General features: G+C 59.0%; 20 protein-coding genes. 9 read left to right on the top strand and 11 right to left on the bottom strand.

Going from position 1 to position 24,781, the window contains the following annotated elements:
• Positions 1–40: 40 nt before the first annotated feature.
• Positions 41–2,392, top strand: a complete 2,352-nt coding sequence (gene gspD, locus ACR2TX_RS03225) for a type II secretion system secretin GspD (RefSeq protein WP_347257317.1) — start codon at positions 41–43, stop codon at positions 2,390–2,392.
• 109 nt (positions 2,393–2,501) lie between these two features.
• Here the strand turns inward: gspD and ftsY are convergent, their stop codons facing one another.
• The 3 genes from ftsY to ACR2TX_RS03240 all read right to left on the bottom strand — a co-directional run bounded on the left by ftsY (position 2,502) and on the right by ACR2TX_RS03240 (position 6,080).
• A complete protein-coding gene (gene ftsY / locus ACR2TX_RS03230; RefSeq protein ID WP_434110233.1) occupies positions 2,502–4,514 on the bottom strand; it encodes a signal recognition particle-docking protein FtsY in 2,013 nt (670 codons plus the stop codon).
• Between the two features lie 209 nt (positions 4,515–4,723).
• A complete protein-coding gene (locus tag ACR2TX_RS03235) occupies positions 4,724–5,326 on the bottom strand; it encodes a hypothetical protein (protein WP_133717581.1) in 603 nt (200 codons plus the stop codon).
• 28 nt (positions 5,327–5,354) lie between these two features.
• Positions 5,355–6,080 (bottom strand): SURF1 family protein, encoded by a 726-nt coding sequence (locus tag ACR2TX_RS03240; RefSeq protein WP_434110235.1) that lies wholly within the window; start codon positions 6,078–6,080, stop codon positions 5,355–5,357.
• A gap of 63 nt (positions 6,081–6,143) precedes the next feature.
• Here ACR2TX_RS03240 and ACR2TX_RS03245 point away from each other — a divergent pair, with 63 nt between their 5' ends.
• Positions 6,144–6,392 (top strand): twin transmembrane helix small protein, encoded by a 249-nt coding sequence (locus ACR2TX_RS03245; RefSeq protein WP_077732507.1) that lies wholly within the window; start codon positions 6,144–6,146, stop codon positions 6,390–6,392.
• A 277-nt stretch (positions 6,393–6,669) separates the two neighbouring features.
• Here ACR2TX_RS03245 and ACR2TX_RS03250 read toward each other — a convergent pair whose 3' ends face one another.
• From ACR2TX_RS03250 to gap, 3 genes are read right to left on the bottom strand one after another with little or no spacing between them, the layout of a single operon-like run.
• Positions 6,670–7,668 (bottom strand): class 1 fructose-bisphosphatase, encoded by a 999-nt coding sequence (locus tag ACR2TX_RS03250; RefSeq protein ID WP_434110237.1) that lies wholly within the window; start codon positions 7,666–7,668, stop codon positions 6,670–6,672.
• Positions 7,669–7,727: 59 nt separating this feature from the next.
• Positions 7,728–9,164 carry a pyruvate kinase gene (pyk, locus tag ACR2TX_RS03255; protein ID WP_434110239.1) on the bottom strand — a complete coding sequence of 479 codons (1,437 nt, stop codon included), beginning with the start codon at positions 9,162–9,164 and terminating at the stop codon, positions 7,728–7,730.
• A gap of 18 nt (positions 9,165–9,182) precedes the next feature.
• Positions 9,183–10,196: a type I glyceraldehyde-3-phosphate dehydrogenase gene (gene gap, locus ACR2TX_RS03260; RefSeq protein ID WP_210023750.1), complete on the bottom strand. Its 1,014-nt coding sequence runs from the start codon at positions 10,194–10,196 to the stop codon at positions 9,183–9,185.
• 305 nt (positions 10,197–10,501) lie between these two features.
• Here gap and ACR2TX_RS03265 point away from each other — a divergent pair, with 305 nt between their 5' ends.
• Positions 10,502–10,912, top strand: a complete 411-nt coding sequence (locus ACR2TX_RS03265; protein WP_077732511.1) for a hypothetical protein — start codon at positions 10,502–10,504, stop codon at positions 10,910–10,912.
• Positions 10,913–10,953: 41 nt separating this feature from the next.
• Positions 10,954–13,308: a Lon protease family protein gene (locus tag ACR2TX_RS03270; protein ID WP_434110242.1), complete on the top strand. Its 2,355-nt coding sequence runs from the start codon at positions 10,954–10,956 to the stop codon at positions 13,306–13,308.
• A 278-nt stretch (positions 13,309–13,586) separates the two neighbouring features.
• Here ACR2TX_RS03270 and ACR2TX_RS03275 read toward each other — a convergent pair whose 3' ends face one another.
• From ACR2TX_RS03275 to ACR2TX_RS03295, 5 genes are all read right to left on the bottom strand, one after another.
• A complete protein-coding gene (locus tag ACR2TX_RS03275; RefSeq protein WP_077732513.1) occupies positions 13,587–13,835 on the bottom strand; it encodes a YfhL family 4Fe-4S dicluster ferredoxin in 249 nt (82 codons plus the stop codon).
• A 243-nt stretch (positions 13,836–14,078) separates the two neighbouring features.
• Entirely contained in the window at positions 14,079–14,576 is a 498-nt protein-coding gene (coaD, locus tag ACR2TX_RS03280; protein WP_077732514.1) for a pantetheine-phosphate adenylyltransferase, read from the bottom strand.
• Entirely contained in the window at positions 14,573–15,142 is a 570-nt protein-coding gene (gene rsmD / locus ACR2TX_RS03285) for a 16S rRNA (guanine(966)-N(2))-methyltransferase RsmD (RefSeq protein ID WP_210023749.1), read from the bottom strand. The genes coaD and rsmD overlap by 4 nt, the downstream gene beginning before the upstream one ends.
• Positions 15,139–16,452 carry a M16 family metallopeptidase gene (locus tag ACR2TX_RS03290; RefSeq protein ID WP_434131185.1) on the bottom strand — a complete coding sequence of 438 codons (1,314 nt, stop codon included), beginning with the start codon at positions 16,450–16,452 and terminating at the stop codon, positions 15,139–15,141. The genes rsmD and ACR2TX_RS03290 overlap by 4 nt, the downstream gene beginning before the upstream one ends.
• Positions 16,442–17,824: an insulinase family protein gene (locus ACR2TX_RS03295; RefSeq protein WP_086135115.1), complete on the bottom strand. Its 1,383-nt coding sequence runs from the start codon at positions 17,822–17,824 to the stop codon at positions 16,442–16,444. The genes ACR2TX_RS03290 and ACR2TX_RS03295 overlap by 11 nt, the downstream gene beginning before the upstream one ends.
• Positions 17,825–17,907: 83 nt before the next feature.
• On the opposite strand from ACR2TX_RS03295, the gene cyoE reads away from it, so the two are divergent.
• The 5 genes from cyoE (at position 17,908) to ACR2TX_RS03320 (ending at position 24,721) form a co-directional block, all read left to right on the top strand.
• Positions 17,908–18,822 (top strand): heme o synthase, encoded by a 915-nt coding sequence (cyoE, locus tag ACR2TX_RS03300; RefSeq protein WP_077732518.1) that lies wholly within the window; start codon positions 17,908–17,910, stop codon positions 18,820–18,822.
• 90 nt (positions 18,823–18,912) lie between these two features.
• A complete protein-coding gene (gene recJ / locus ACR2TX_RS03305) occupies positions 18,913–20,655 on the top strand; it encodes a single-stranded-DNA-specific exonuclease RecJ (protein ID WP_434131187.1) in 1,743 nt (580 codons plus the stop codon).
• A 217-nt stretch (positions 20,656–20,872) separates the two neighbouring features.
• Complete coding sequence (locus ACR2TX_RS03310) at positions 20,873–21,277, top strand: Hsp20/alpha crystallin family protein (protein ID WP_086135113.1); 405 nt, start codon at positions 20,873–20,875, stop codon at positions 21,275–21,277.
• A gap of 8 nt (positions 21,278–21,285) precedes the next feature.
• Positions 21,286–23,649 carry an endopeptidase La gene (gene lon, locus ACR2TX_RS03315; RefSeq protein ID WP_434131190.1) on the top strand — a complete coding sequence of 788 codons (2,364 nt, stop codon included), beginning with the start codon at positions 21,286–21,288 and terminating at the stop codon, positions 23,647–23,649.
• 799 nt (positions 23,650–24,448) lie between these two features.
• On the top strand, positions 24,449–24,721 hold the full coding sequence (locus ACR2TX_RS03320; RefSeq protein WP_434131192.1) for a type II toxin-antitoxin system Phd/YefM family antitoxin: 273 nt from the start codon (positions 24,449–24,451) through the stop codon (positions 24,719–24,721).
• Positions 24,722–24,781: the final 60 nt, after the last annotated feature.

Genomic DNA, 24,781 nt, shown 5'->3' on the forward strand with positions numbered 1-24,781 from the left:
AGATAGACTGACGACCAGACATCAAAAACGAAAAGAGTCCATGCGCAAAACAACAAATCGATTCGTCGTAGCACCGCTGGTGCTTGCCTTGGGGTTTTCTGGATGCGAATACCTTAAGCCTAGTGCACTGAGACCGCCGTCCTTACCGGCGAATTTAACGACCGAGGGTCAGAAAGTCGAGGCTGAGACCGTTCCCCTACAAACTGAACCGCTTGCCCAAGAACCGCCGAGACCACCCGAGTATTACCCTCCGTCCGGCAGCGTGATTGGCCCCGGCGCGCCCGTCGAGAAACGGCCTCCGAAAGAGGGAAAATACACGTTGAATTTCGATGATGCCGACCTGGGCGAAGTGGCCAAAGTCATACTAGGCGACATGCTGAGAGTCAATTACGTGCTTAGCCCCAAGGTAGCAGGCAAAGTAAGCCTCCAGACAGCGCGTCCCCTTGCCGATGCGGAGCTGATCCCCACGCTGGAAATGCTGCTCAAAATGAACGGGGCGGTACTGATTCGCGAGCAAAACCTGTACCGCATCGAACCGGACGCCACGGCGACGATCAACGCTCCCGGTGCCCGGCTCGGCTTACCCAGCCAGGCGCTCCCCTCAGGCTATCAGTTGCGGGTCGTACCGCTGCGCTACGTGGGCGTGCAGGAAATGCAAAAGGTCATCGAACCGATGATGCCGCCCAAGTCCATCGTCCGCGCCGATGAGACCCGAAATATCCTGGTACTCGCCGGCACCGGAGAGGAATTGGAAGGCGTGCTCGATACGATCCGCCTCTTCGACGTGGATTTCATGCGCGGCATGTCGGTTGGCCTTTATCCGCTTCGAAACGTCGAACCTGCGACGATAGTGGAAGAATTGGACAAAGTGTTGGGCGACACGGCCAAAGGACCTTTGGCTGGCGTAGTCCGATTATTGCCTATCGAACGTCTCAACGCCGTTTTGGCGGTGACCCCCCAGCCGCGCTATTTGGACGAGGTGGAAACCTGGGTGGAACGACTCGACCGCTATAGCACCACCCGAGTAGGCGGCATCCATGTTTACCGGGTGCAGAACGTGGATGCCGTGGAATTAGCTGAGACCCTCAGCGGCATTTTCGGCGAGGGAGCGGCGCAGCGGAGAGCGCCAAGACCCTCTATAAGCCCGGGAATGACAGGCACTGAAATCGGCGCCTTCGGTGCTGCAGGCGGCGCCGGCGATCAGGATGGATCCTCGTTCGGAACCACTGGAACATCTCAATCCACCCGCGGCTTAGGCTCTGCCGCCGGTGATACCGTCGGCACTACCACTATGGGTGGTTCTCGCCGAACCGGCGGCTTGGGAACCGGAACCGGGGGACTCGGAACCAGGACCGGCGTCGGCACCGGAACAAGGGGAGGCATCGGAGGACGAGATGTCAACGGCACCCGACGCGCGCGTGGAGCCGCTGTCGCCGAGTTCGCCGGTATGCGCATCGTTGCAGATCCGGCGAATAACGCTCTGATCATCACCGCCAAGGCGCAGGAGTACAAGGAAATTGAGGCGGTGATCAAAGAATTGGATCGAGTACCCTTACAGGTACTGATCGATGCCTCGATCGTCGAGCTGAGCCTTGACGGCCAATTACGATACGGGCTCCAGTGGCTGTTCAATCAAGGCAGCGGCGCGTATGCACTGGGCAGCACGGGAGATTTAACAGCTGAAGCGCTTACGACGGCTGCCGCGGCTGCGGGAGGTGGCTTTTCCTATGCCTTCGTCAATAGCGCCAAGGACATCCGGATCGTCCTCAATGCCTTGGCGAGCGAGAACAAGGTCAACGTGATTTCCTCGCCCTCCCTGATGGTGTTGAATAATCAGGAAGCACAGATCAACGTGGGTGACACCATTCCCCTCGCGACCGCCCAAACTACCGGGCTTGCCGGCGTCGGCGTCACCAACCAGCCGACCATAACCAGCAGCTTTCAATATGTCGATACCGGCGTCATCCTACATGTCCGCCCTCGAGTCAACGCAGGAGGACTGGTGACCCTAGAAATCACGCAGGAAGTCAGTACGCCAAGGCAAACCAGAGTGGGAAACACAGATACCTTCATCATCTCAAAGCGAGCGATTGAAAGTGCAGTTGCCGTCGGAAGTGGCGGGACCGTCGCCTTGGGCGGCCTAATTAGAGACAATCAGACCAAGGACTTAACAGGGATACCCTTCCTAAGCAAGATTCCCTTTATTGGCGCCTTGTTTGGAACTACCAACAAGGTCCGCAATCGAACCGAACTTGTCGTGCTCCTGACTCCCAGAGTCGTTCAGGAGAGAAAGGATATGGGGCCGATTACTAACGAATTTAAACGAAAACTCACCGGACTTTTCGAAGAAACAGGCCGGCTCGGCGAGCTGAGACTCAAGACCAGGGATTAAAACACGCCCGGCACGGCGCTTCCGATTGCGCAGTCCGGGCTTGAATCGCTCGTCTTGGTCATATCGACGCCAACGGCTTCACCGCATTTTCCCGCGAGTAGATCTCCGATCACTCCGCGAACAACGCGTCCACAAATTTCCGCGCATCGAAATCCTGCAAATCATCGATGCCTTCGCCGATCCCGATGAACCGGATGGGCAGCCCGAACTGCTTGGCCAAGGCGAAAATAACGCCGCCTTTGGCGGTACCGTCGAGCTTGGTGAGCGCGATGCCCGTCAGCCCGACCGCTTCGTTGAACAGCTTGGCTTGGGAAATCGCATTCTGGCCGGTGCTCGCATCGAGCACCAAGAGCACCTCATGCGGCGCGGTCTCGTCCAACCTGCCCATGATGCGCTTGATCTTGCTGAGTTCCTCCATGAGATTCGATTTCGTGTGGAGACGTCCCGCGGTATCGGCGATGAGCACGTCGACGCCCCGCGCCTGGGCCGCCTGCACCGCGTCGTAGATGACCGAAGCCGAATCGGCCCCGGTATGCTGGGCGATCACCTGGACGTTGTTCCGCTCGCCCCAGGTCTGCAACTGCTCTACCGCCGCAGCGCGGAAAGTATCGCCGGCCGCCAGCATGACGCTGTGGCCTTGGTTTTGAAGACGCTTGGCGAGTTTGCCGATGGTCGTGGTCTTGCCCACGCCGTTCACGCCCACGACCAGGATCACGAACGGCCGCGTCTCGACCGGAATGTCGAGCGGAACGCTGACGGGCCGCAGGACATCGTATAAATACTCGCGGAGGCTGGCCGCCAAGGTGCCGACATCGGCTAGCTGATCCCGCTCCAGACTTTCCGTCAGATGGCGAATAATGTCCTGAGTCGCCGTCACGCCGACGTCGGCCATGAGCAATTGGGACTCGATGTCTTCCAAGACGTCGCGATCGATGGCCTTCTTGCCGAGCGCCAGCGTACCCAGAAATCCGGTCAGACCGCTGCGGGTTTTCCCGAGCTGGCTTTTGAGCCGAACGAACATGCCCTCCGGCGTGGGCCGCGCAGGCACCTTTTCGACGGGAACCGGCGGGACGACCGGCGGCAAGACCTCGGCAGGCGGCGCGACACCGATGCGCTCGACGGCTTCCTCGCGCGCGGGCTCTTCGGCTTCGACTCGGCGCGGCAGGCGGAGATAAAGATAGGCATGGAGCACATTCAGCCAAAGCAGCGCGGCCACGGCATGGTGCGCGACCGCCACGGCGACCGGCAGGCGCAGCAGCACCGCTGCGATCCCCAAGCTGATCTCCGCCAGCAGCAAAAAGCTGAGGAGCACACCGGCCTTGCTCAGGTGGGGCACCTTACGATTCGAGGTAATGCCCATGGCCAACAGGCTGAGGACCAGAAATACCGCGACGGCTCCGATACGGTGCGCCCAATGGATGGCGATGCGGGCGTCCAGCGGCAATCCGCCTCTCTGATAGTCGGGACCGGTACCCCGCCAAAGCGTAAAGCCGTCGACGTAATCGGCATCCGGCCACAGCGAACCCATGCACGTGGGGAAATCGGGGCAGGACAGCGCAGCGTAATTGGACGATGTCCATCCGCCCAGAAAAATCTGCGCGAACAACAACAGCAAAGAAAAACCGCTCAAGCGGCGCAGCCAACGGGTGTCCCCGACCGGCAGAATCTGCGGACTCACCGTGCGGTATAACCAATACAACAGGGCAAGCGTCACGAACCCCGCCATCAGATGGGCCGTGACGATCGCTGGCATGACCAGGAATTTCACCGTCCACATGCCGAGTAGCGCTTGTCCGACCACCAGGGCAAGGCTTGCGTAAGTCAATGCGATCGCCTTGCCTCGGTTTTCCCGCACCCGGAATACGAGTCCCGCCAGTATCAAAACCGAAACGCCCAAGGCTCCGGCAAGATAGCGATGAATCATTTCTTTCCAGGCTTTGGCCGCGTCGAACGGCGTCTGCCGCAACGCCTCGGCGATTTGCGGCTCTTCGACGATCATCTTTCCGTAGCAGCCGGGCCAATCCGGACACCCTAGCCCGGCATCCGAAATGCGGACATAGGCTCCCATCGCCATGACAAAGAAGGCGAGAACCAGGGAAAAAAGCGTTAGATTTCTGAACATAGTCCCACTTTGTTATTGTCGTTTCGAGGTTCCAGCACGACGATCCGGAACGATTAAAGGTTCTGCTTTAGAGCATTTCTCACCACCGTAGGTCGGCAATCCCTTGCCGACGAAAACGGTTTGTCAACCCGCGGCGTCGGAAAAGGATTCCCGACCTACCAGGGCGCTAAACCGCATCGGAGAATGTTTCGAAGGCTTGGGCATCCGATTCAGCCGATCTGGGATGCGCGAAGCAAATGCTTTAAATCCTTGAGCATGCCGTAAGGATCGAACCCGGAGTCGTACCATAGCGCGGCATTCCCGAACGGATCGATCAGAATCACCATGTCCTCGGTCAAAGGCTTTCCGACGGCGGCGGCCAATTTCTGCGATAACGCCCCGCTCGTCACCGCCACCAGCAAGGTTTCATCGTCATTGAGCACGGGAGCGAGATCGGCGGCGGCGGAATCGTTTCCGAGCAGCAGCAAACGGCGCACCCTCGGAATTTCCTTGTTCAGCATGAGCCGGATCTGCTTGGTCTTATGAATCGTTTCCGCGCAAGGGTCGCCGCACCTATCCGGAATCACGTGGAGCATCACCCAGCGACCTTTGATCTCCGACAATAGCTCGCTTCCACGGACGGGGTGCGCGAGCAATTCGCCGTAATCGATAGGGCTCGGCGGCTGGATCAGGCTGCCGTAGTTGCTGCGCTTGGTGATCAGCTGCGGATTCTTGGCGTAGTACCAAGCCAGCCCGAAAGGAATAATGGATATTAGGGCGATAAAAATGATCAGGGCGCGATTTCGCCACAGAGAGTTCTTTGCGGTAGACATGGGAAGAATGGGTGAAAAATTAGGGAAATTATTGCCTTCGAGGCTGTAATTTGACGCCGTGGCGAACATATAACACCAGGCCGATTAACGCGAACAGAAACCATTGAAGCGCGTATCCCAGGTTCTTTCCGGGATCGAGGCGGGTTTCCTTCCAAGCCCGGATGTAAGCTTCGTCCACCGTTTCATCCGCCAGAACCTGATAGGGAAGGACCGTGTAGCCCAACCGCTCGCCGATGCGTTCAGGATCGACGACCTGGACCACGGCCGGCCAGCCAGCCGCGGGTATTTCAGCGCCTTCGAGCCTTAAACCAACGCCCGGAAAGCGGTCCACCGAGCCGGCGATTTGTACGCTAGCCTGACGAATATCCACATCGGGCAGTTCGGCTCGGCTTGCACCCATGGGTATCCAGCCGCGGTTCACCAAGACCGCCGAGTCCGTTCCGGCAATGCGCAGAGGAGTCAATACGTGATATCCGGGGCTCTGCTGGTGGACCTGGTTATCCAATAGGAATTGATGTTCCACGTCGTACTCCCCGGAAACGATGACTCGCCGGTATCGAACATCCTCCAAGTTCGGTTCTTCGGCACCCAAGGTCAGCGGTTCATCTTGCATCCGCTGCTGATGCAATGCGATCAAGCTTTTTTTTTCGTCGGCTCGATGCAACTGCCAAACGCCTAAGGAAATGAACAGGGGAAGGACCATGATCGCTATCAGCGAAGCAGTCAGCCCCGGTTTGAAGCTATAATCGCGCAATCGCCACCTCCGGGTGAAAACATCCGGTGCCCGCACCACCTCAAACTAAAAGACAATCTAGTTGTGAAAGTTCTCATCATTCTGCTCCTCCTGGTCATCGTCGGAAGCCTAGGCACGGCCCTGGTTTATCTCGTCAAGGACCGCACCCGTTCTCCCCGAACGGTCAAAGCCTTGACGGTGCGCATCGGCTTATCCATCGGCCTGTTCATCTTATTGCTATTGGCTTACCGCTTCGGCCTTCTGCATCCCCACGGCCTTCCTAAAGTCCAGCAGGGAAACCAAGGGCAAACCGAAGGTTTGCGGCAGCCTTAATCGCCGGAGCGGATGCGCAACGCGTGTTCGCCGCGCGCATTCTCGCATCGTCTCAACAACACTATGATACCCGGCGCAGGCATGAATTAGGGATTTCGCAGTCTATGGATTTTGGCTGGCCGTAGACTGTAGGGTGGATTAGCGGAGCGTAACCCACCGATTCGAGGTCGCTCGGTGGGTTACGGCCTCGCGGCCTAACCCACCCTACGCCAGAAACATGAATCGGAACCTTGTTTCTGCCATGTCCCAGAGGGAGAGATGAATGCCTACCGATAGATTACAGGTGATAAGACAACACCCGCTCGACTTCCGCTTTTGATCCCAAAATCACGGGGACGCGCTGATGGATGCCGGCAGGCTCGATGTCCATGATCCGCTGGCGCCCGGTCGAACTGGCCCCTCCCGCCTGCTCGACGATGAAGCTCATCGGATTGGCCTCGTACATCAAGCGCAGCCTGCCTGGCTTGCTGGCGTCGCGGGTGTCGTAGGGATACATGAAGATGCCGCCCCGGGTCAAAATGCGGTAAACCTCCGCGACCATAGACGCCACCCAGCGCATGTTGAAATTCTTCTCCCGGCCGCCGTCCTTGCCTTTGAGACATTCCTCGATATAACGCCTGACCGGTTCTTCCCAATAGCGCTGATTGGACATGTTGATGGCAAACTCGGAGGTTTCCTCGGGAATCCGCATCTTGGGATGCGTCAAAACGAATTCCCCCACATCCCGGTCCAAGGTAAAGCCGTTCACGCCATTGCCGGTCGTCAGCACCATCAGGGTGGTCGGACCGTAGGTACAGAAACCTGCGGCGACCTGCTTGGTCCCCGGCTGGAGGAAATCCGCCTCGGTAGGGTTGTCCCGGCCTTCGGGCGCCCGAAGGATGGAAAAGATCGTACCGACCGTCAGGTTGATATCGATATTGGACGACCCGTCCAGAGGATCGAAGCAAATCAGATATTTGCCCCTCGAATAACTCGGCGGAATCTGGATGATTTCGTCGTTTTCCTCCGACGCCATCGCCGCAAGATGGCCGGTCCACTCCAGCGATCGGATGAAAATCTCATTGGAGATCACGTCCAGTTTCTTCTGCGCTTCGCCCTGGATGTTTTCCGAACCCGCGATACCGAGATTGCCGGCCAGACCACCGCGATTCACCTCGTGCGCAATCGCTTTGCAGGCGGTCGCGATATCGCTGAGCAGCATGGTGAACTCGCCCGTGGCGTTCGGATTTTTGCGCTGCTCGTGGATGAGAAATCGCGTCAAATAGTCGCCGTTCATGTTTTCTCCCTCATGACGAAAAAAGCAGGAATCGACAGCCCCGAACGGCGGCCCGCACGTTATACGGCGCCGACTCGGGCAATCTTCAAGGCGTTGGTACCGCCGCGCACGCCGGTAAGATCACCTTTGGTCAGGATGACCAGGTCGCCCGGCTTGACCAGATCGCGGCTCAGGAATTCGTTGATGATCTCCCGGTTCAGCACCGCGTGGTCGGATGTCGTGCTGTAAAAGCTGATGGGATAAACGCCGCGATAGAGAGTCACTTTGCGGCAGGTCTTTTCGTGCTGGGTCAATGCGTAAATCGGGATGCCGGAACTGATGCGCGACATCCACAGCGGCGTCGATCCCGATTCCGTCTGCGCGCCGATCGCCTTAACCGGCAAGTGATTGGCGATATACATGGACGCCATCGCGATGGCTTCGTCGATGTAGTCGAACGTCTCGTCGATACGATGGGTGGACTGCCGAACCCGCGGGTGCAGTTCGGCCTCCTTGCATATCCGGACCATCGCCGCGATCGCCTTGTCCGGATATTTGCCGCTGGCCGTTTCGGCGGAAAGCATGACCGCATCGGTGCCATCGATCACCGCATTGGCCACATCGAACACCTCCGCACGAGTCGGCATCGGGCTGTGGATCATGGATTCCATCATTTGCGTGGCCGTAATGACCGCACGGTCCCGGCTTCGCGCCAGCTTGATCAGATCTTTCTGGACCCACGGCAACTGGGCATCGCCGATTTCCACCCCGAGATCGCCGCGCGCCACCATGATGGCGTCGGATGCATCGACGATGGACTCGATCACGCCCGGCTCCAGGGCCTCGGCGCGCTCGATCTTGGCCACGATCCCCGCCTCTCCCCCGGCGGCGCGCAGCAAGTCCCGCGCTTCACGGATATCTGCGGCGGATCGCGGAAAGGATACGGCGAGGTAATCGGCATCGATTTCGGCGGCCGTGTTGATGTCTTCCCTGTCCTTGTCGGTCAGCGCGGCGGCGGACAAGCCGCCGCCCTGTTTGTTGATGCCCTTGTGGTTGGACAACTCGCCCCCGACGACCACCCGGCAGACGATCCGCGAGCCTTCTATCCTGTCGATGCCCAATTCGATGCGGCCGTCGTCCAGCAACAGAACGTCGCCAGGCTTCACGTCCTTGGGAAGATCGGAATACAGGCACCCGACCTGACGTTCGTCGCCCTGGTCCGGGGGGAGAGCCGTGTCGAGATCGAAGCGCGCGCCTTCCCGAAGATGAACCTTGCCGTCCCCTTGGAAACGCGCGATCCGGATTTTGGGTCCCTGCAAATCGACCAAAATGCCGACATGCCGATTCAGCTTGCGGCTGATCGCCTTCACCGCTTCGGCGCGCTTCTTGTGGGTTTCGGCGTCGCCATGGGAAAAATTGAGCCGTACGACATCAATGCCCGCTCTTATGGCCCGTTCCAAAATGGCCGGATCGTCGGTCGCCGGTCCCAAAGTCGCTACGATCTTGGTTCGTCTCATTTAATTAATCGTTCGTGTCTAGCTAGCTTCCATCAAAGCCACCGTGGCATCCAACATACGGTTGGAGAAGCCCCACTCGTTGTCGTACCAGGCCAGTACTTTGACCATGTTGCCCTGCATGACCTTGGTGAGGGTCGCCTCGTAAATCGAGGAGCGGGCATCGTGATTGAAATCCATGGATACCAAGGGCAGGTCGTTGTAACCGAGAATCCCCTTCAACGAGCCTTCCGAGGCCTTGCGCATGATCTCGTGGACCTCGTCCTTGCTGGTCTTGCGCGACGCGACGAAAGTGAGATCGACCAGCGAAACGTTGATGGTCGGGACTCGAATCGCGAAACCGTCCAGCCGGCCGGCCAATTCGGGCAACACCAATCCGACCGCCGCCGCGGCGCCGGTCTTGGTGGGAATCATCGATTGCGTGGCGGCCCGGGCGCGACGCAGATCCTTGTGGTACACGTCGGTCAGCACCTGATCGTTGGTGTAGGAATGGATCGTAGTCATCAGACCGTGCTGAACACCGATCGCCTCGTGCAAAGGCTTGACCAGCGGCGCCAGGCAGTTGGTCGTGCAGGAGGCGTTGGAAATCACCGTGTCGGTTGCCTTCAGAGTCTGGTGGTTGACGCCGTAAACGACGGTGGCGTCCACGTCTTCTCCCCCCGGTGCCGAGATGATCACTTTCTTCGCCCCCGCCTCGAGATGGACCGATGCCTTGGCCTTGGAGGTGAAGATACCGGTGCACTCGTGGACGACATCGATGCCCAGATCGCGCCAGGGCAACTTGGCCGGATCCCGCTCGGCAAACACGCGTATCCGGTCGCCGTTGACGATCATGTAGTCGCCATCCACCGAAATTTCTCCCGGAAAGCGTCCGTGTACCGTATCGTATTTGGTCAAGTGCGCGTTGGTATTGGCGTCGCCCAGATCGTTAATCGCCACGATTTGAATTTCCCCGGTCCGTCGCGACTCGTACAACGCCCGCAGGATATTTCGCCCAATACGGCCATATCCGTTGATAGCAACTTTTATCGTCATAGTTTTTCTCCAAACTCAAAGGGTAACGGTGCTGATGAGATGGTCTTTTATGATTCTTGAATTGGACTGACCTCGTCCGGACGCGTTCACGCTGGCACTTGGAACGGAGAGTGAGAACTGACTCGACATGCCGGGGCTTTCCACTAAATTCATACCAGAAGTGGGACGCCAGCAGTGCTTACATCCCGGCTTTCTTGACAAGTCTGCCTTTCGAATATAGCAAACTCACACTTTGTATTCCAGATGATTGAAACTGGCCGGGCTAAGCGTTAGCGTAAGCTGGAACCTATTGCGAGGGCGGCGAGATGTACACGAAAGAAATCTTTTATCGTACCCGAGAGCTCAAGCGGGAAAGGCGCAATCTGGCCGCCGTCGTTTACAACCGGTCGAGAACCCTGCTTTATCGAAGCGGCGAAAAGGCTTTGTTCGTCCCTATCCGCAGCATGCAGTATCTGGCCGTGATCGATCCGGAGGAAACCGTCTTTCTGGATGGCGCCGTTTCCCGCAGCAATATCGTGCTCGCCTGGCAGAATTTTCGATCTTCGGAGCGCAGCGCCCTGGACCAGCCGGTCCCTTACGACGCGGTTTATTACACCGAAGACTCACTGAAGATCATGCCGCGCATCCAAAGCGAATTTCCGCGCGCACTACAGCAGATGGACCGGAAAATGCGGAGTGCTTCCACATCGGAAGCCAAGATCGTTCCGTTGAAATAGCTTTCCGACCGCCAAAAAATACCGCTGCCAGCATATCCCCGATGACGAACTCTTACGGAATGTCCGGACTTCCTCCCGCAGCTCTCAAAGCTCGCATTCGACCGGAGGAACTGCCCTTCGCCACGACCGAGGACCTGGAATCCTTTCGCGGCATGCTGGGACAGAGCCGGGCGCAGACGGCCATCGCCTTCGGCGTTGCCATGCAAAGACCGGGCTACGACATCTACGTGATGGGCGAAGCCGGAACCGGGCGGCTTTCGCTGGTGACCCATTACCTCAAAGCGCGAGCCAAGGAGCGGCCGTCTTCGAGCGACTGGGCGTATATCAACAATTTCGACGACCCGCGCAAGCCTTTTGCCCTGCAACTTCCGCCGGGCCAGGGAAAATCCTTGCTCGCCGATATCGAAATGCTGGTCGACAATCTGCTCGCAACCTTTCCGGCTGCCTTCGAGAATCCGGCTTATCAAAGGCGCAAAACGGCCATAGATCGGGAGGTCAAGCAACGTTACAACCAAGCGGTCGACAAAGTCGAACGGCGCGCGAAAGACCTTAAGATGGCCCTTTTCCGCGACGGCGACACCGTAGTGTTCAGTCCCTTGGTTAACGGCAAGCCCGCCGACGAAGACGACTTCGCCGCCTTGCCGGATACCGAAAAGTCCAGCTTTCACAGCCACGTCCGGGATTTGGAGGACTATCTCAACGAACTCCTCTCGGAAATGCCGCAATGGAAGCGCGAAAGCATCAACCGGCAGCGACAGCTCGATGCCTCCACCATCGACGAAGCCATAGAGCCCCTATTGGCCGGCCTGCATCAAAAGTATGCCGACCTGCCGGCGATACTCCAGTATCTGGCCGACATACGCCGCAACCTGCCTCGCGTGGTCGCGGAACACTTGGCCGAAGACCGAGGCCATGAGGCGCATGAAGAATCAACACGACGAGCCGTTCTGATCACCCAATACGCCCCGCGGCTGCTGGTCAGCCACGGCCCCGATATCGGGGCGCCCGTGATCTACGAGGCAAATCCCAATCACCCCAACCTGTTCGGACGCCTCGAATACATCAGCGAGCAAGGCACCCTGACCACGCATTACCGCCTGATTTATCCGGGCGCGATGCACCAGGCCAACGGAGGCTATTTGATCATCGAGGCCGAAAAGTTGCTCGCCGAGCCCCACGTCTGGCCGACCTTGAAGCGAACGCTCAAGGCCCGGCAAATCAAGATCGAGCTTCCCGCCGAAGAGCAACCCTCCGTCGCTCCGACACTCGATCCGGACGTGATCCCGCTGTCCGTCAAGCTCGTTCTGGTCGGCTCTCGCGAACTTTACTACCTGCTCCAGTCCATGGACCCGGAGTTCAACGAACTGTTCCGGGTTCTCGCGGAGTTCGACGACGATATCCCGCTGACGTCCGCATCGGTGCTGGATTTTGCGCGGCTCATCAAAACCCATGCCGAAGCCGACGGGTTCAAGCCCATAACGGCCGATGCCGTCGCCCGGCTGATCGAGTTCAGCGCACGGGAGGCGGAACACCAGGAGCGCTTTTCCGCGCGCGTGCACGATGTGTTCGAACTGGTCGCCGAGGCGGAGCAATTCCGTGGGCAGGAAGGCGCGGAGACAATCGCCGAACGGCATATCCAAAAAGCCTTGGCCGCCAAGGAAGAACGGCTCGGACGCATCAGCCGGATTCTGCTGGAAGACATGATGAACGACACCATTCTGATCAACACCGACGGCGACTCGGTCGGCAGGATCAACGGCCTGACCATACTGGAAATCGGGGACGTGCGGTTCGGCATGCCGGCGCGCATCACCGCCACCATTTATCCCGGCAGCCGCGGCGTAGTGGACATCGAACGCGAAGCCGAACTGGGGCAGGCCATACATTCCAAAGGCATCATGATTCTTTCCGGGTATCTGGGCCACAAATATGCCACGGAATTCCCCTTGGCCATCTCCGCCAACATCGCCCTGGAACAATCCTATGGCTATGTCGACGGCGACAGCGCGGCCCTCGCCGAAGTTTGCGCCTTGATTTCCGCTCTCACCGGGATACCGCTCGCACAGGCCTTCGCCGTCACCGGCTCCATCAACCAATACGGCGAGGTACAAACGGTGGGCGGCATCAACGAAAAAATCGAGGGCTTCTTTCGCCTGTGTGAAGCACGGGGGCTTACCGGCAGACAAGGCGTCGTCATCCCGAAAGTCAACATCCGCAACTTGATGCTGAAGGATGACGTCGTCGACGCCGTCCGCCGCCGCGAGTTCGCGGTTCATGCGGTGAACTCGGTGGATCAGGCCCTGGAACTGCTGACCGGGCAAAAGGCCGAGGACATCAATCGACTCGCCGTGGCCAAGCTGCGGCAGATGGCCAGGCACGCGGAGCGGAAATTCTAAAGAGTTTCAAGTCGAGAGCCGGCGAGGGCTGCCGCCCCTTCGACACGACTCAGTGTAGCGGGCACATTCGTCGGCAAAGGATTGCCGACCTACGCTAAGTCTGATGTGGACCGGGATAAGCCGCTAGTGCATTTTTCACCGCGGTTTAGTGATGCGGATCGGGAGAGTCGTAGGTCGGCAATCCTTTGCCGACAAAGACATCGAAAGGGGTTCCAGACCAACTCAATTTTGGAACAACGGTCGGCCTTATCCGGACCTGCATCGCTTCGTGTAGCGCCTTACCCCTTGGTCAAAGCCAAATATTTTTCGTATAGGGAATCGCGGTCTTCCGAGTAATCCGGATCCTTTTGAATGCAGTCCACGGGGCACACTTCCATGCATTGCGGCTTATCGAAATGCCCGACGCACTCGGTACAGAGCGCCGGATTGATTTCATAAATTTCTTCGCCCTGCGAAATGGCGCCGTTCGGGCACTCCGGCTCGCACACATCGCAGTTGATACATTCGTCGGTAATAATCAGAGCCATAACAATCTCACTAAAAACGTGTTCCAAAAGCGTCGCGAGCGGTCCGAAGGCAGGCCCCGTTCGGGGCGGCTCCCACGGATGGGAGCCGCAACACAAGGCCCGGAGTGTGCATTGAGTACATGACGAGTGCTCGCCGCTTCCTGCCGGCTCGGGCTACGCCTTGTGCTCCGCACGTCCCAATCCGCTCCCGGCGGATTTGGTCCCACACCTTCGCAACGCCGCTCTCGAACCGCGTAGTAGCTTTTAAGGCGCGTCTGGGAAACTAGCGTACTTTGCGACTAATGCTTCCCGCACCAGTTCCGGCACGAAACTCGACACGTCCCCGCCTAGCTTCGCGATTTCGCGAATCACCGAAGACGAAATGAACGCGTACTTTTCGCTGGGCGTCAAAAACATCGTCTCCAATTCCGCGCAAAGATGGCGGTTCATGCCGGCCAATTGAAATTCGAACTCGAAGTCCGACACTGCACGTAATCCGCGCAGAATCACGGTGGCGCCACACTTTTTCGCGCAGTTCACCAGCAGGGTATCGAAGCCCAGAACTTCGACGTTTCCCACCGCCTGCAACGAAGCTCGCGCCAATTCCACTCGCTCGTCCAGGTTGAACAACGGCGTCTTGTTCTTATTCTCCGCCACGGCGACGACCACTCGATCGAAGATGCGGGCGGCGCGCGTCACCAGGTCGACATGGCCATTGGTGATGGGATCGAATGTTCCGGGATAGATCGCGGTAATGATCATGGGAAGTGACCGGAAGAGATGCGTTCGCACAAATGGTAGCCGACTTCTCCCGCCCTGCCGTCGCGCAAAGTCCGCCAGTTTTCCGGAAGACTCTCGAGCCGAAAACTGCTCTCGGTTTCCACATAGATTTTAGCGTGGGATGAGAGCCAACCGTTCTCTTCCAGCGCCCGGCAGCACGGAATGACCAAGCCCTGGTGGAAAGGCGGGTCGAGAAAAACCACATCGAACGGCTGCCCCGCACCCTCCAAGAAACGCCCGACTTCCGCTTGGACGATTTCCACCGCCTCGGCGTTCAATAGCGCACGATTCCGTTCGAGAGCTCCGCACACTAACGCATCCCGTTCCACTTGCACGACCTTGGCGGCGCCGCGCGAAGCGGCTTCGAATCCCAGCGCGCCGCTACCCGCGTATAGATCGAGACAGCGAGCGCCTTCGATGTCGTTCCGCAACCAATTGAACAGCGTTTCCCGGACCCGGTCCGGCGTCGGCCGGAGTCCGGGAGCATCGGGAAACTTGAGCTTGCGGCTGCGGAAACGGCCGGCGATGATGCGGAGCTCATTCTTCACTTCGCCCCGCCGCCGACCAGCACGGTCCGCATCTTGCCCGGATCGATCCGGGACCGGAAAGCGCGCTTGATATCCTCCCGGGTCACCGCCTCCACCTTCTCGGTAAACGTGGCGAGGTAATCAAGAGGACGGTTGTAAAACGCGACGTTGGCCACCTGCAGGGTGAGTTTCTGATTGCTGTCCAGGCGCAAAACGAAACCGCCGATGATATTTTTCTTGGCGGCTTCCAGTTCCTTATCGGTCGGTCCGTTCGCGGCGAAATCCTTGATGGTGTCGAGAGCGACGCGCAAGGCTTCCTCGGCCTTATCGTTGCGGGTCTGGAGCCCCATCTGGAAAGGCCCGAGTTCCCGAAGCGGCATGAAATAGCTGTAGGCGCTGTAGGAAAGCCCTCGTTTTTCGCGGACTTCCGTGCTAACGCGGGAAACCAGGCCGCTGCCGCCGAGAATGTGGTTACCCACGTAAAGCGGAAAATAGTCGGGATCGGTCGCCGTCATCCCTAGAACTCCGGCACGCACATGAGTCTGCTCCGACGGGAACTGCTGTTTGATGATTTCGGCCGACTGCAGCGGCGCGGGCGCAGGCAACGCTGGCGGAGCCGAGCCTTTTTCGAGGCCCGACAGCAGTTTTTCGGCGACAGCTTCAGCCTCGGCCCGTTTCACATCGCCCACGATCACGACGATGGCATTGCTCGCCACATAGTGGCGTTTATGGAAATCGACCAGATCCTCGCGGGTCAATGGCGCCACGGTTTCGGCGAAACCCTCCTGCGGATGGGCATAAGGATGGTTACCGTACAGTACTTGGAAAAACGCGATCTCGACGAGTTCGTCCGGTTCCTCGCCGCGCTGCTTGATCGCGAGCAGCGTCCGGTTTTTCTCCCGGTCGAAGTCTTTCTGCTCGAAACGGGGGTGAGCCAAGACTTCCCGGGCCGTATCCAAGGCGACACCGAGCTTCTCGGGATGGGTCAGGCTGCGCAGCGACAAATAGGCCGAATCGCGCGAAACACCGGTTCCCATTGATGCTCCGACGCTCTCGAGCCGCTGGGCGATGGCATCGGCATCCCAGTCTCCCGCGCCGGTGTCGAGCATGCCGGACGTGAGAGCGGCAAGGCCGAATTTTTCACCGTCGCGGGCACTGCCCGCGTCGAACACGACCTGAACGTCGAGCAGCGGCAAGCCTTCGGTCGGCACGAAATAGATCCGACCGCCCTGCGGCGAGACCCAATGCTGGATTTCCGGCACGGCGTAAACCGGCGCGCTGATCAACAAGAACAGAAACACGATCCATCGGGACATGCGCTTAACGAACATGATCACCTCCCATCGGTGCGGCTTCTTCCGGCGCCTTCGCGCCTTCGGGCATGGGCAACGGCTCCAGATAGGCCACACTCAGCCGATCGTCGATCAGGTATTTCCGGGCAACCTTTTGAACCTGCTCGGCCGTCACGGCGTTGACCTTGTCCACATACTCCTGGACGGTTTTCCAACCGAGCCCGACGGTTTCGGTCATGCCAAGCTGCATCGCCTGATAAAACATGGAATCCCTCTGATAAATATGATGGGCCAGAACCTGCGCCTTGACCCGCTCCAGTTCCGCGGCGGAAACCGGTTCGTCCTGAAGGCGACGGATTTCCTCGCCCAATGCTTTCTCCAGTGCCTGCAAGGTCTTGCCTTGGGCGGGCGTCCCCTCCAGGGTAAAAAGATTGGACAAGCGTGAATAAAGGTTATAGCCGGCTCCGGCGGATGCCGCCACCTGCTGCCCGCGCACCAAGCGGCTGGACAGCCGCGCGCTGTTGCCGCCATCCAGAATCCCGGCGGCGACTTCGAGCGCGTAAGCCTCCCAATCCTCTTCGCCTATTGTTCGCAAGGCGGGGGTCTTGTAGCCCATCACGAGATACGGCAGCTTGGCCGGCAGACGAACCGTCATACGCCGCGCCCCGAGTTGCTCGACCTCGCCTCGCGGCTTGATTTCCGGCAGTTTGCTGGGTTTCAACGGACCGAAGTATTTCTTGGCGAGTGCGTAAACCTCCTGCGGATTCACGTCGCCGACGATGACAAGGATGGCGTTGTTCGGCGCGTACCAAAGTCCGTACCAATGCTTGAGATCGCCCACCGTCAATCCGCTGACGTCGTCCGGCCAGCCGATGACCGGATTCTTGTAAGGGCTGTTGGTGTAGGCAACCGCCTGAAAATGCTCCTCCATTTTGGCGCGCGGCTGATCGTCGGTGCGCAGCCGCCGCTCCTCCAGGACGACTTGTTGTTCCTTCTTGAATTCCTTGTCGGACAGGAGCAGATTCCGCATGCGGTCCGCTTCCAGTTCGAAGCTCACGGGCAGCCTGGTTTTTTCCAGGGTCTGAAAATAGGCCGTGTAATCTTGCCCGGTGAAGGCGTTTTCTCGACCTCCGTTTGCTGCGATAATACGGGAGAATTCGCCCGGCGGGTGTTTCTCGGTACCCTTGAACATCATATGCTCGAGCATGTGCGAGATGCCGGTGATACCGCCGTATTCATAGCTTGCGCCCACTTTGTACCAAACCTGCGTAACGACTGCCGGCGCACGGTGGTCTTCCTGGACCAAAAGCTTCAACCCGTTATCCAGCCGGAACTCGTGAACCGCAGGCTCAGCAGCGTGAAGCGACAACGGTAATACCAGCAAGGCCAGACGGAGTCCGCGAAACTGCATTTGACGCTCTCCTGAATGTGTTGAGGATTGAACGGCAGGTTGCCGAACCAGCCGGTATTGTAAACGAAGACCGTAGCGAAACGATGAACTCGACGACTGATATCGAATCCACGAATGCCGTTTCCTGGCGAACCTATCTCGCCCTGTGCAAACTCAAGGTAGTCGGCCACATCGTGTTCACCGCCGTGATCGGCATGTTTTTGGCCGTTCCGGAACTCCCTCCTCTGGCGGTTTCGTTGTGGGCAAGCCTCGGCATCGGTCTCGCCGCCGCGTCCGCAGCCGCTCTCAACCACTTCCTGGACCGCCGTGCGGACGCCGAAATGGCGCGCACCCAGAACCGCCCCTTGCCCTCAGGGCACGTTCAGCCGAACCAGGTGGTGATCTTCGCCGCCACTCTGGGCACGCTCTCGATGGCGATTCTGATCCTGTTCGTAAACGCGCTAACCGCGTTTTTGACCTTTCTTTCGCTGATCGGCTACGCCTTCATCTACACCGTCTATCTGAAGCGCGCGACTCCGCAGAACATCGTGATCGGCGGCGCGGCCGGCGCGGCTCCGCCGGTGCTCGGCTGGTGCGCCGTGACCGGCGGGGTGCACCCTTACGCCCTGCTGCTGTTCCTGCTGATCTTCACCTGGACCCCGCCCCATTTTTGGGCCTATGCCATCGCGAAGCGCGACGATTACGCCAAGGTGAACATCCCCATGCTGCCCGTGACCCACGGCGTGGAGGTAACGCAGCTGCACATCCTGCTCTACACCATATTGCTGGTGATCGTAAGCCTGTTCCCGTATCTCACCGGCATGAGCGGCTTTCTTTATCTGGGAGCGGCCGTGGGGCTCGGAATCGGATTTTTATACTACGCGATTCGCCTCAAGAAAGAGGCAGACAACAAGCTGGCCATGAAAACTTTCGGCTATTCGCTGGTCTATCTGGTCGGGATATTTTCGGCCTTGTTGATCGATCATTACGTTCCGCTCATTGCGGGCTTGACTCGGTAGTATTGTGTAGGTCGGCAATCCTTTGCCGACGGCGTGTCGGAAAGGGATTTCCGACCTACGACAGCTCTCCACAGACCCATTTGCCGCCCAATGCCTTACTACCCGGTTAAAAAGAAAATCGTCCCCCGCGGATCGGATCAACTTCCCGATCGAGCCTTTTCCCATCTCCCGCCGCTGCTGCAACGCATTTACACCGCGCGCCGGCTGATCGTCGCCGAGGAACTGGACCGCTCGCTGGCAAAACTCCCCTCGCCCTGGCTGTTGAGCGGCATGGAAGCCATGGCCGATCAACTGACGGAGGCGATTCGAAAAAATCAGAGCATTCTCGTCATCGCCGATTACGACACAGACGGCGCCACCGGCTGCGCGGTGGCCGTCCGGGGACTGAGGTTGCTCGGCGCGGAGCGAGTCTCCTATCTCGTACCCAACCGTTTCGAATACGGCTACGGTCTGACGCCGGAGATCGTCGCGATGGCCGCCCAAAGTACTCCGGACGTTCTCCTGACCGTCGACAACGGCATCTCCAGCCTGGAAGGCACGGCGGCGGCGAAAGCCCGCGGCATGCGGGTCTTCATCACCGATCATCACCTGCCGGGGTCGGAGCTTCCCGGCGCGGACGCCATCGTCAACCCGAATCTGGCCGGCGATCCTTTCCCGAGCAAATATCTGGCCGGCGTCGGCGTGATGTTTTATGTCCTTTCCGCGGTGCGAATCCGACTTCGAGCCGCCGGCCATTTCGCTCGAACTGGTGCCGAAGAGCCGAATCTCGCGCAACTGCTGGACTTGGTGGCTCTGGGCACGGTCGCCGACGTGGTGACGCTGGATCACGTCAACCGCATCCTGGTTCATCAGGGACTTCAGCGCATCCGCTCGGGACAAGCCCACGCAGGATTGCTGGCGCTGCTGGAGGTTTCCGGGCGCAATTCACGCATCATCACGGCAGCCGACCTCGGCTTCGCCGTCGCGCCCCGGCTCAACGCGGCCGGCCGGCTCGAAGACATGACCCTCGGCATCGAGTGCCTGCTGACCGACGATGCCGATGCCGCCCGCGCCATGGCCGTCCGGCTCGACCAGCTGAACCGGGATCGGCGCGAGATCGAGGAACAGATGAAGCTCGACGCGCTCGCTCATCTCGAAGACCTCGATACCTCCTTGGCGACTAAGCCGGGACTTTGCTTGTTCGACGATTCCTGGCATCAGGGCGTGGTCGGCATACTGGCGTCCCGGATCAAGGACCGCGTGAATCGGCCGGTGATTGCTTTCGCCCGTACCGACGGCGACGAGATCAAAGGCTCCGCGCGCTCGATTCCGGGCGTGCACATCCGCGACGTCCTGAGCGATATCGCGACGCGCTGCCCGAACCTGCTGCGGAAATTCGGCGGACACGCGATGGCCGCGGGCCTGAGTCTCCACCGGGACGACCTGGCGCACTTCACCGAGCTGTTCGAGGAAGAGGTGGCTCGCCATTTGGCCGACCTGGACCTCGACCACGCGATACACAGCGACGGGCCGCTCGAAGCCCACGAAATGGCGCTGGAAGTTGCCGAACTGCTGCGCCAAGCGGGCCCCTGGGGCCAAGGCTTTCCCGAACCCTTGTTCGACGGCGAATTCGACGTGGCGCAAAGCCGCATCGTCGGAGACCGCCATCTCAAATTTCTCCTCAAGATCCCGAACTCGGACAAGCTGATCGACGGTATTGCCTTTTTCGTCGACCAACCAGCCGATTGGCTGGCCTGCCGACGCCTTCGAGCCGTCTATCGGCTCGATATCAATGAATTTCGCGACGGCCGAAACGTCCAATTACGTATGGAGTACATGGAAGGTCGCGACTAAAGCGACGTTTGCGATTGGAAGGGGCCGATTAAAGGCCCGTTTGCGATTGGGAAGCGGCGAAACCTGAGTACGGCACAGCCTCTCCCACGGGTTCACCGAAACGGGAGTCTTTTAAGGGAGTTCATGAGTCGGATACGGATATCCGCGGCCGAATTCTCGGCTTCGCGTCGGCTTTCGCCATGTACGGCTTCAAGCCCGCTTTTGCGAGATTATTGTCATGTCGCACGGTCCGACAACCTGGATGTGGGCGCAAGCCTGCGAACTGCTGGAACAGGCGGAGCGGCTCCATCGGCGCTTCTTTCAAGTCCATAGACTTATCGCCTCCCGGCCGACGTGGGAACCGCCCGTCGACATCATCGAAACCCGCGATGCGATCACCATCACGGTCGTATTGCCGGGTGTGCCTCCGGAAGCCATCGATGTCGCCGTAACCGAGGACCTAGTCGTCATATCCGGCGAAAGGTCCTTGAAGATCGCCCCGGATAGCGCCGTCATCCATCGCCTGGAAATACCTTACGGCCGCTTCGAGCGGCGCATCCAATTGCCGCCTTGGCGATTGCGTCCCGGTGACCCGATTTACGCAAACGGCTGTCTGACCATTCCTCTTTTTAAGACGGATTGATTGCCGCCATGAAAACCGAACAACGATCAGACAAACACTCCGAGTCCGCTGTAATCCTACCTCCGGATACCATCGCGATCATTCCGGTGCGGAATATCGTGCTTTTCCCGGGCGTCATCGTTCCCATCAGCGTCGGGCGGGAACCCTCCATTGCCGCGGCCCAGTATGCGCTTCGCCGGGACACCTCGGTCGGAATCCTGCTGCAGCGGGACCCCAAAGTAGACGTACCCGAGCCGGACGAACTTTATACGGTCGGCACCCAGGCCGCCATCCTGCGCTACGTGACCGGGCCGGAAGGCTCGCACAACATTGTCTGCCAGGGCGAGCAACGCTTTCGTATCCTCGAATTCCTGGAAGGGTATCCGTTTCTCGCAGCCCGCATCGAGCCGATCAAGGAACAAGAGATCGAAACGCCCGCCATCGAGGCCCGTCTGCTGCAATTGAAGAACCAAGTGGCCGAAGTACTGGCGCTGCTCCCTCAGGCCCCGCCGGAATTGTTGAACGCCGTTCAACAGGTATCCTCGGCACACACGCTGGCCGACCTGGTGGCTTCATTCATGGATTTGGCGATCGCCGAAAAGCAGGAAATCCTTGAGACGTTGGACGCTCAGACACGGCTCGACAAAATCTCGAACCTTCTTCGCCATCGCATTCAGGTCCTCCGCATCTCCAAGGAAATCAGCGACCAGACCAAACAAACCATGGATGAGCGCCAGCGCGAATTCCTGCTTCGCGAACAGCTCAAGACGATTCAAAAGCAACTGGGCGAAACCGACGAACGCACCGAGGAAATCGGCGAACTGTACGAAGCCATTGCCAAGGCGAAAATGCCCGAAGAGGCCGAAAATCAGGCGATGAAGGAGCTGAAGCGGCTGGAACGGATGCCCGAGGCGAGCGCCGAGCACTCCATGGTGCGCAGCTATCTGGAATGGCTGGTCGAACTGCCCTGGTCGGTGGAGACCGAGGACCGCCTGGATGTCGCCGAGGCGCGGCAGGTCCTGGATGAAGATCACTACGGCCTCGAAAAGATCAAAAAGCGGATTCTCGAATATCTCGCGGTACGCAAACTGAATCCTGCGGGAAAAAGCCCGATCCTCTGTTTCGTCGGGCCGCCCGGCGTCGGCAAAACCTCCCTGGGACAAAGCATCGCCCGCGCCACCGGCCGCAAATTCGTACGGGTCAGCCTGGGCGGGGTTCACGACGAGGCCGAAATCCGGGGACACAGGCGAACCTATATCGGCGCCTTGCCCGGCAACATCATCCAGGCCATCCGTAAGGCCGGCGCGCGCAATTGCATCATGATGCTGGACGAAATCGACAAGCTCGGCGCCAGCTTCCACGGAGATCCCTCCGCGGCCCTGCTGGAAGTGCTCGATCCCGAGCAGAACAGCACCTTCCGCGACAACTATCTCGCGGTTCCGTTCGACCTCAGCCACGTCATGTTCATCAGCACGGCGAACATGCTCGACACGATTCCCGGTCCCTTGCGCGACCGCATGGAAGTGATCCACCTACCCGGCTACACGACCGAAGAAAAGCTTCAGATCGCCCGGCGTTATCTCGTTTCCAAGCAGGCCGAAGCTTGCGGCCTGGACCCCGATCAATGCGAGATCACCGACGAGGCGCTCACCGCCATCATCCGCGACTATACCCGCGAAGCCGGCGTAAGAAACCTGGAACGGGAAATCGGCGCCGTGTTCCGCCATGCCGCCGTCCGCATCGCCGAAGGCGAAATCGAGCGCCTGACGGTGACCCCCGAGCTTCTGCCGACCATTCTGGGCCCGCGGCGCTTCGAAAGCGAAGTCGCGATGCGCACCAGCGTGCCCGGCGTCGCCACCGGCCTCGCCTGGACCCCAGTGGGCGGCGACATTCTCTTCATCGAAGCCAGCCGCGCTCCCGGCACCGGCAAACTGACGCTGACCGGACAACTGGGCGATGTCATGAAGGAAAGCGCCCAAGCCGCCCTGAGTCTTGCCAAGGCCCGCTGCGCCGATCTCGGCATCCAGCCCGAAGTATTCGAAAAAAGCGACATCCACATCCACGTCCCCGCGGGAGCCACGCCCAAAGACGGCCCCAGCGCCGGGGTCGCCATCTTCGTCGCCCTAGTCTCCCTGCTCACCCAAAAGGCGGTCCGCAACGACACCGCCATGACCGGCGAAATCAGCCTGCGCGGCCTGGTCCTGCCGGTCGGCGGCATCAAAGAAAAGGTGCTCGCCGCCCTCGCCGCCGGCATCACCCGTGTCCTCCTGCCGGCCCGCAATCAAAAGGAACTGGAGGAAATCCCCGCCGAAGCAAAGGAGAAACTGCAATTCATCTGGCTGGAACAGGTGGAGGACGCGCTGAAGGAAACACTGGGCGGGTTGAATGGCTGAGCATACCGGTCTATGCGATCGCCCAAGTAAAGGAAGCTATGAACAAGTGGATTCCGTTCATGGCTCGACAAGCTCACCACGAACGGAATCAATACGTTACCGTTCGTCCTGAGCCTGTCGAAGGACTTAATCAGAGCTCGTAGGATGTGCTGAACGCAGTGAAGCGCATCGTTCGCAATGCCGAGATGACGATTTGTGTAGAAACCCTCTTCTCTCTCGGAGAGGGTGGCCGGCAGGCCGGGTGAGGGCGACTCGTCCATAAACCAAGTGAGCAAACCGACATCCCATCGGTATTTCAAACACTCACCTCCCAAACCCCCGCCCCAGAGTCTCGTTCCGATACATGACGTAAGCATTCGCTTACAAAAATTTCAGCCTTTTCTGACATACAGGCATCCGCACAGGCTCACCTAGTGAGCCACTACCCATGCTATAAGGTTTACATTGCATGGGAGATAAGAGATGGCCGCTGATCGTGCTTATTGGAAATATTGGGCAGTAATTCGACGCGAATCCGGTGATCGGGCGAATTATCACCTTTTGCCATATCACTGCATCGATGTAGCGGCAGTTGGAACCCTATACGCCACTCCGCTTCGGATTGATAAGGAACCAAATTAAGACTAAATCCAGTCCTCCTCTTTAGAGCGGCTGTCGGAGTGGTTTACGGCTCGTGGGAGCGGGCTTCTTTAGCCCGCGATAATCGCCTGATCGCAGGCTAAAGCCCGCTCCCACACCAAGCCCATTTGCAATCAATCCTTACGTACGAATGGAAACTGCTTTAATCCGGAACCCACCAATGAAATATTCCAAACAGATCAAGCCCATTAGCCATCTCAAGGCCCACGCCGCCGAGGTCATACGCCAACTCACCGAAGAACGCGAACCCCTGGTAATTACCCAGAACGGCGAAGCCAAGCCGGTTATCCAGGACGTCAAAACCTATGAGGAAACGGAGGAAACATTGGCGCTGCTGAAAATTTTGGCGCTCGGAACCCGGCAGATCGAAGCCGGCAACGTGCAGGAACCGGCCGATGTTATCGGCCGATTACGCAACAAGGGACGAGAGTGATGGTTCATCGCGTTCTTTTGACCGCTGATGCCGCCGATGACCTCGAAGATCCGTTCGACT

The organism is Methylocaldum sp. GT1BB (assembly GCF_051027545.1).
Lineage (GTDB): Bacteria > Pseudomonadota > Gammaproteobacteria > Methylococcales > Methylococcaceae > Methylocaldum.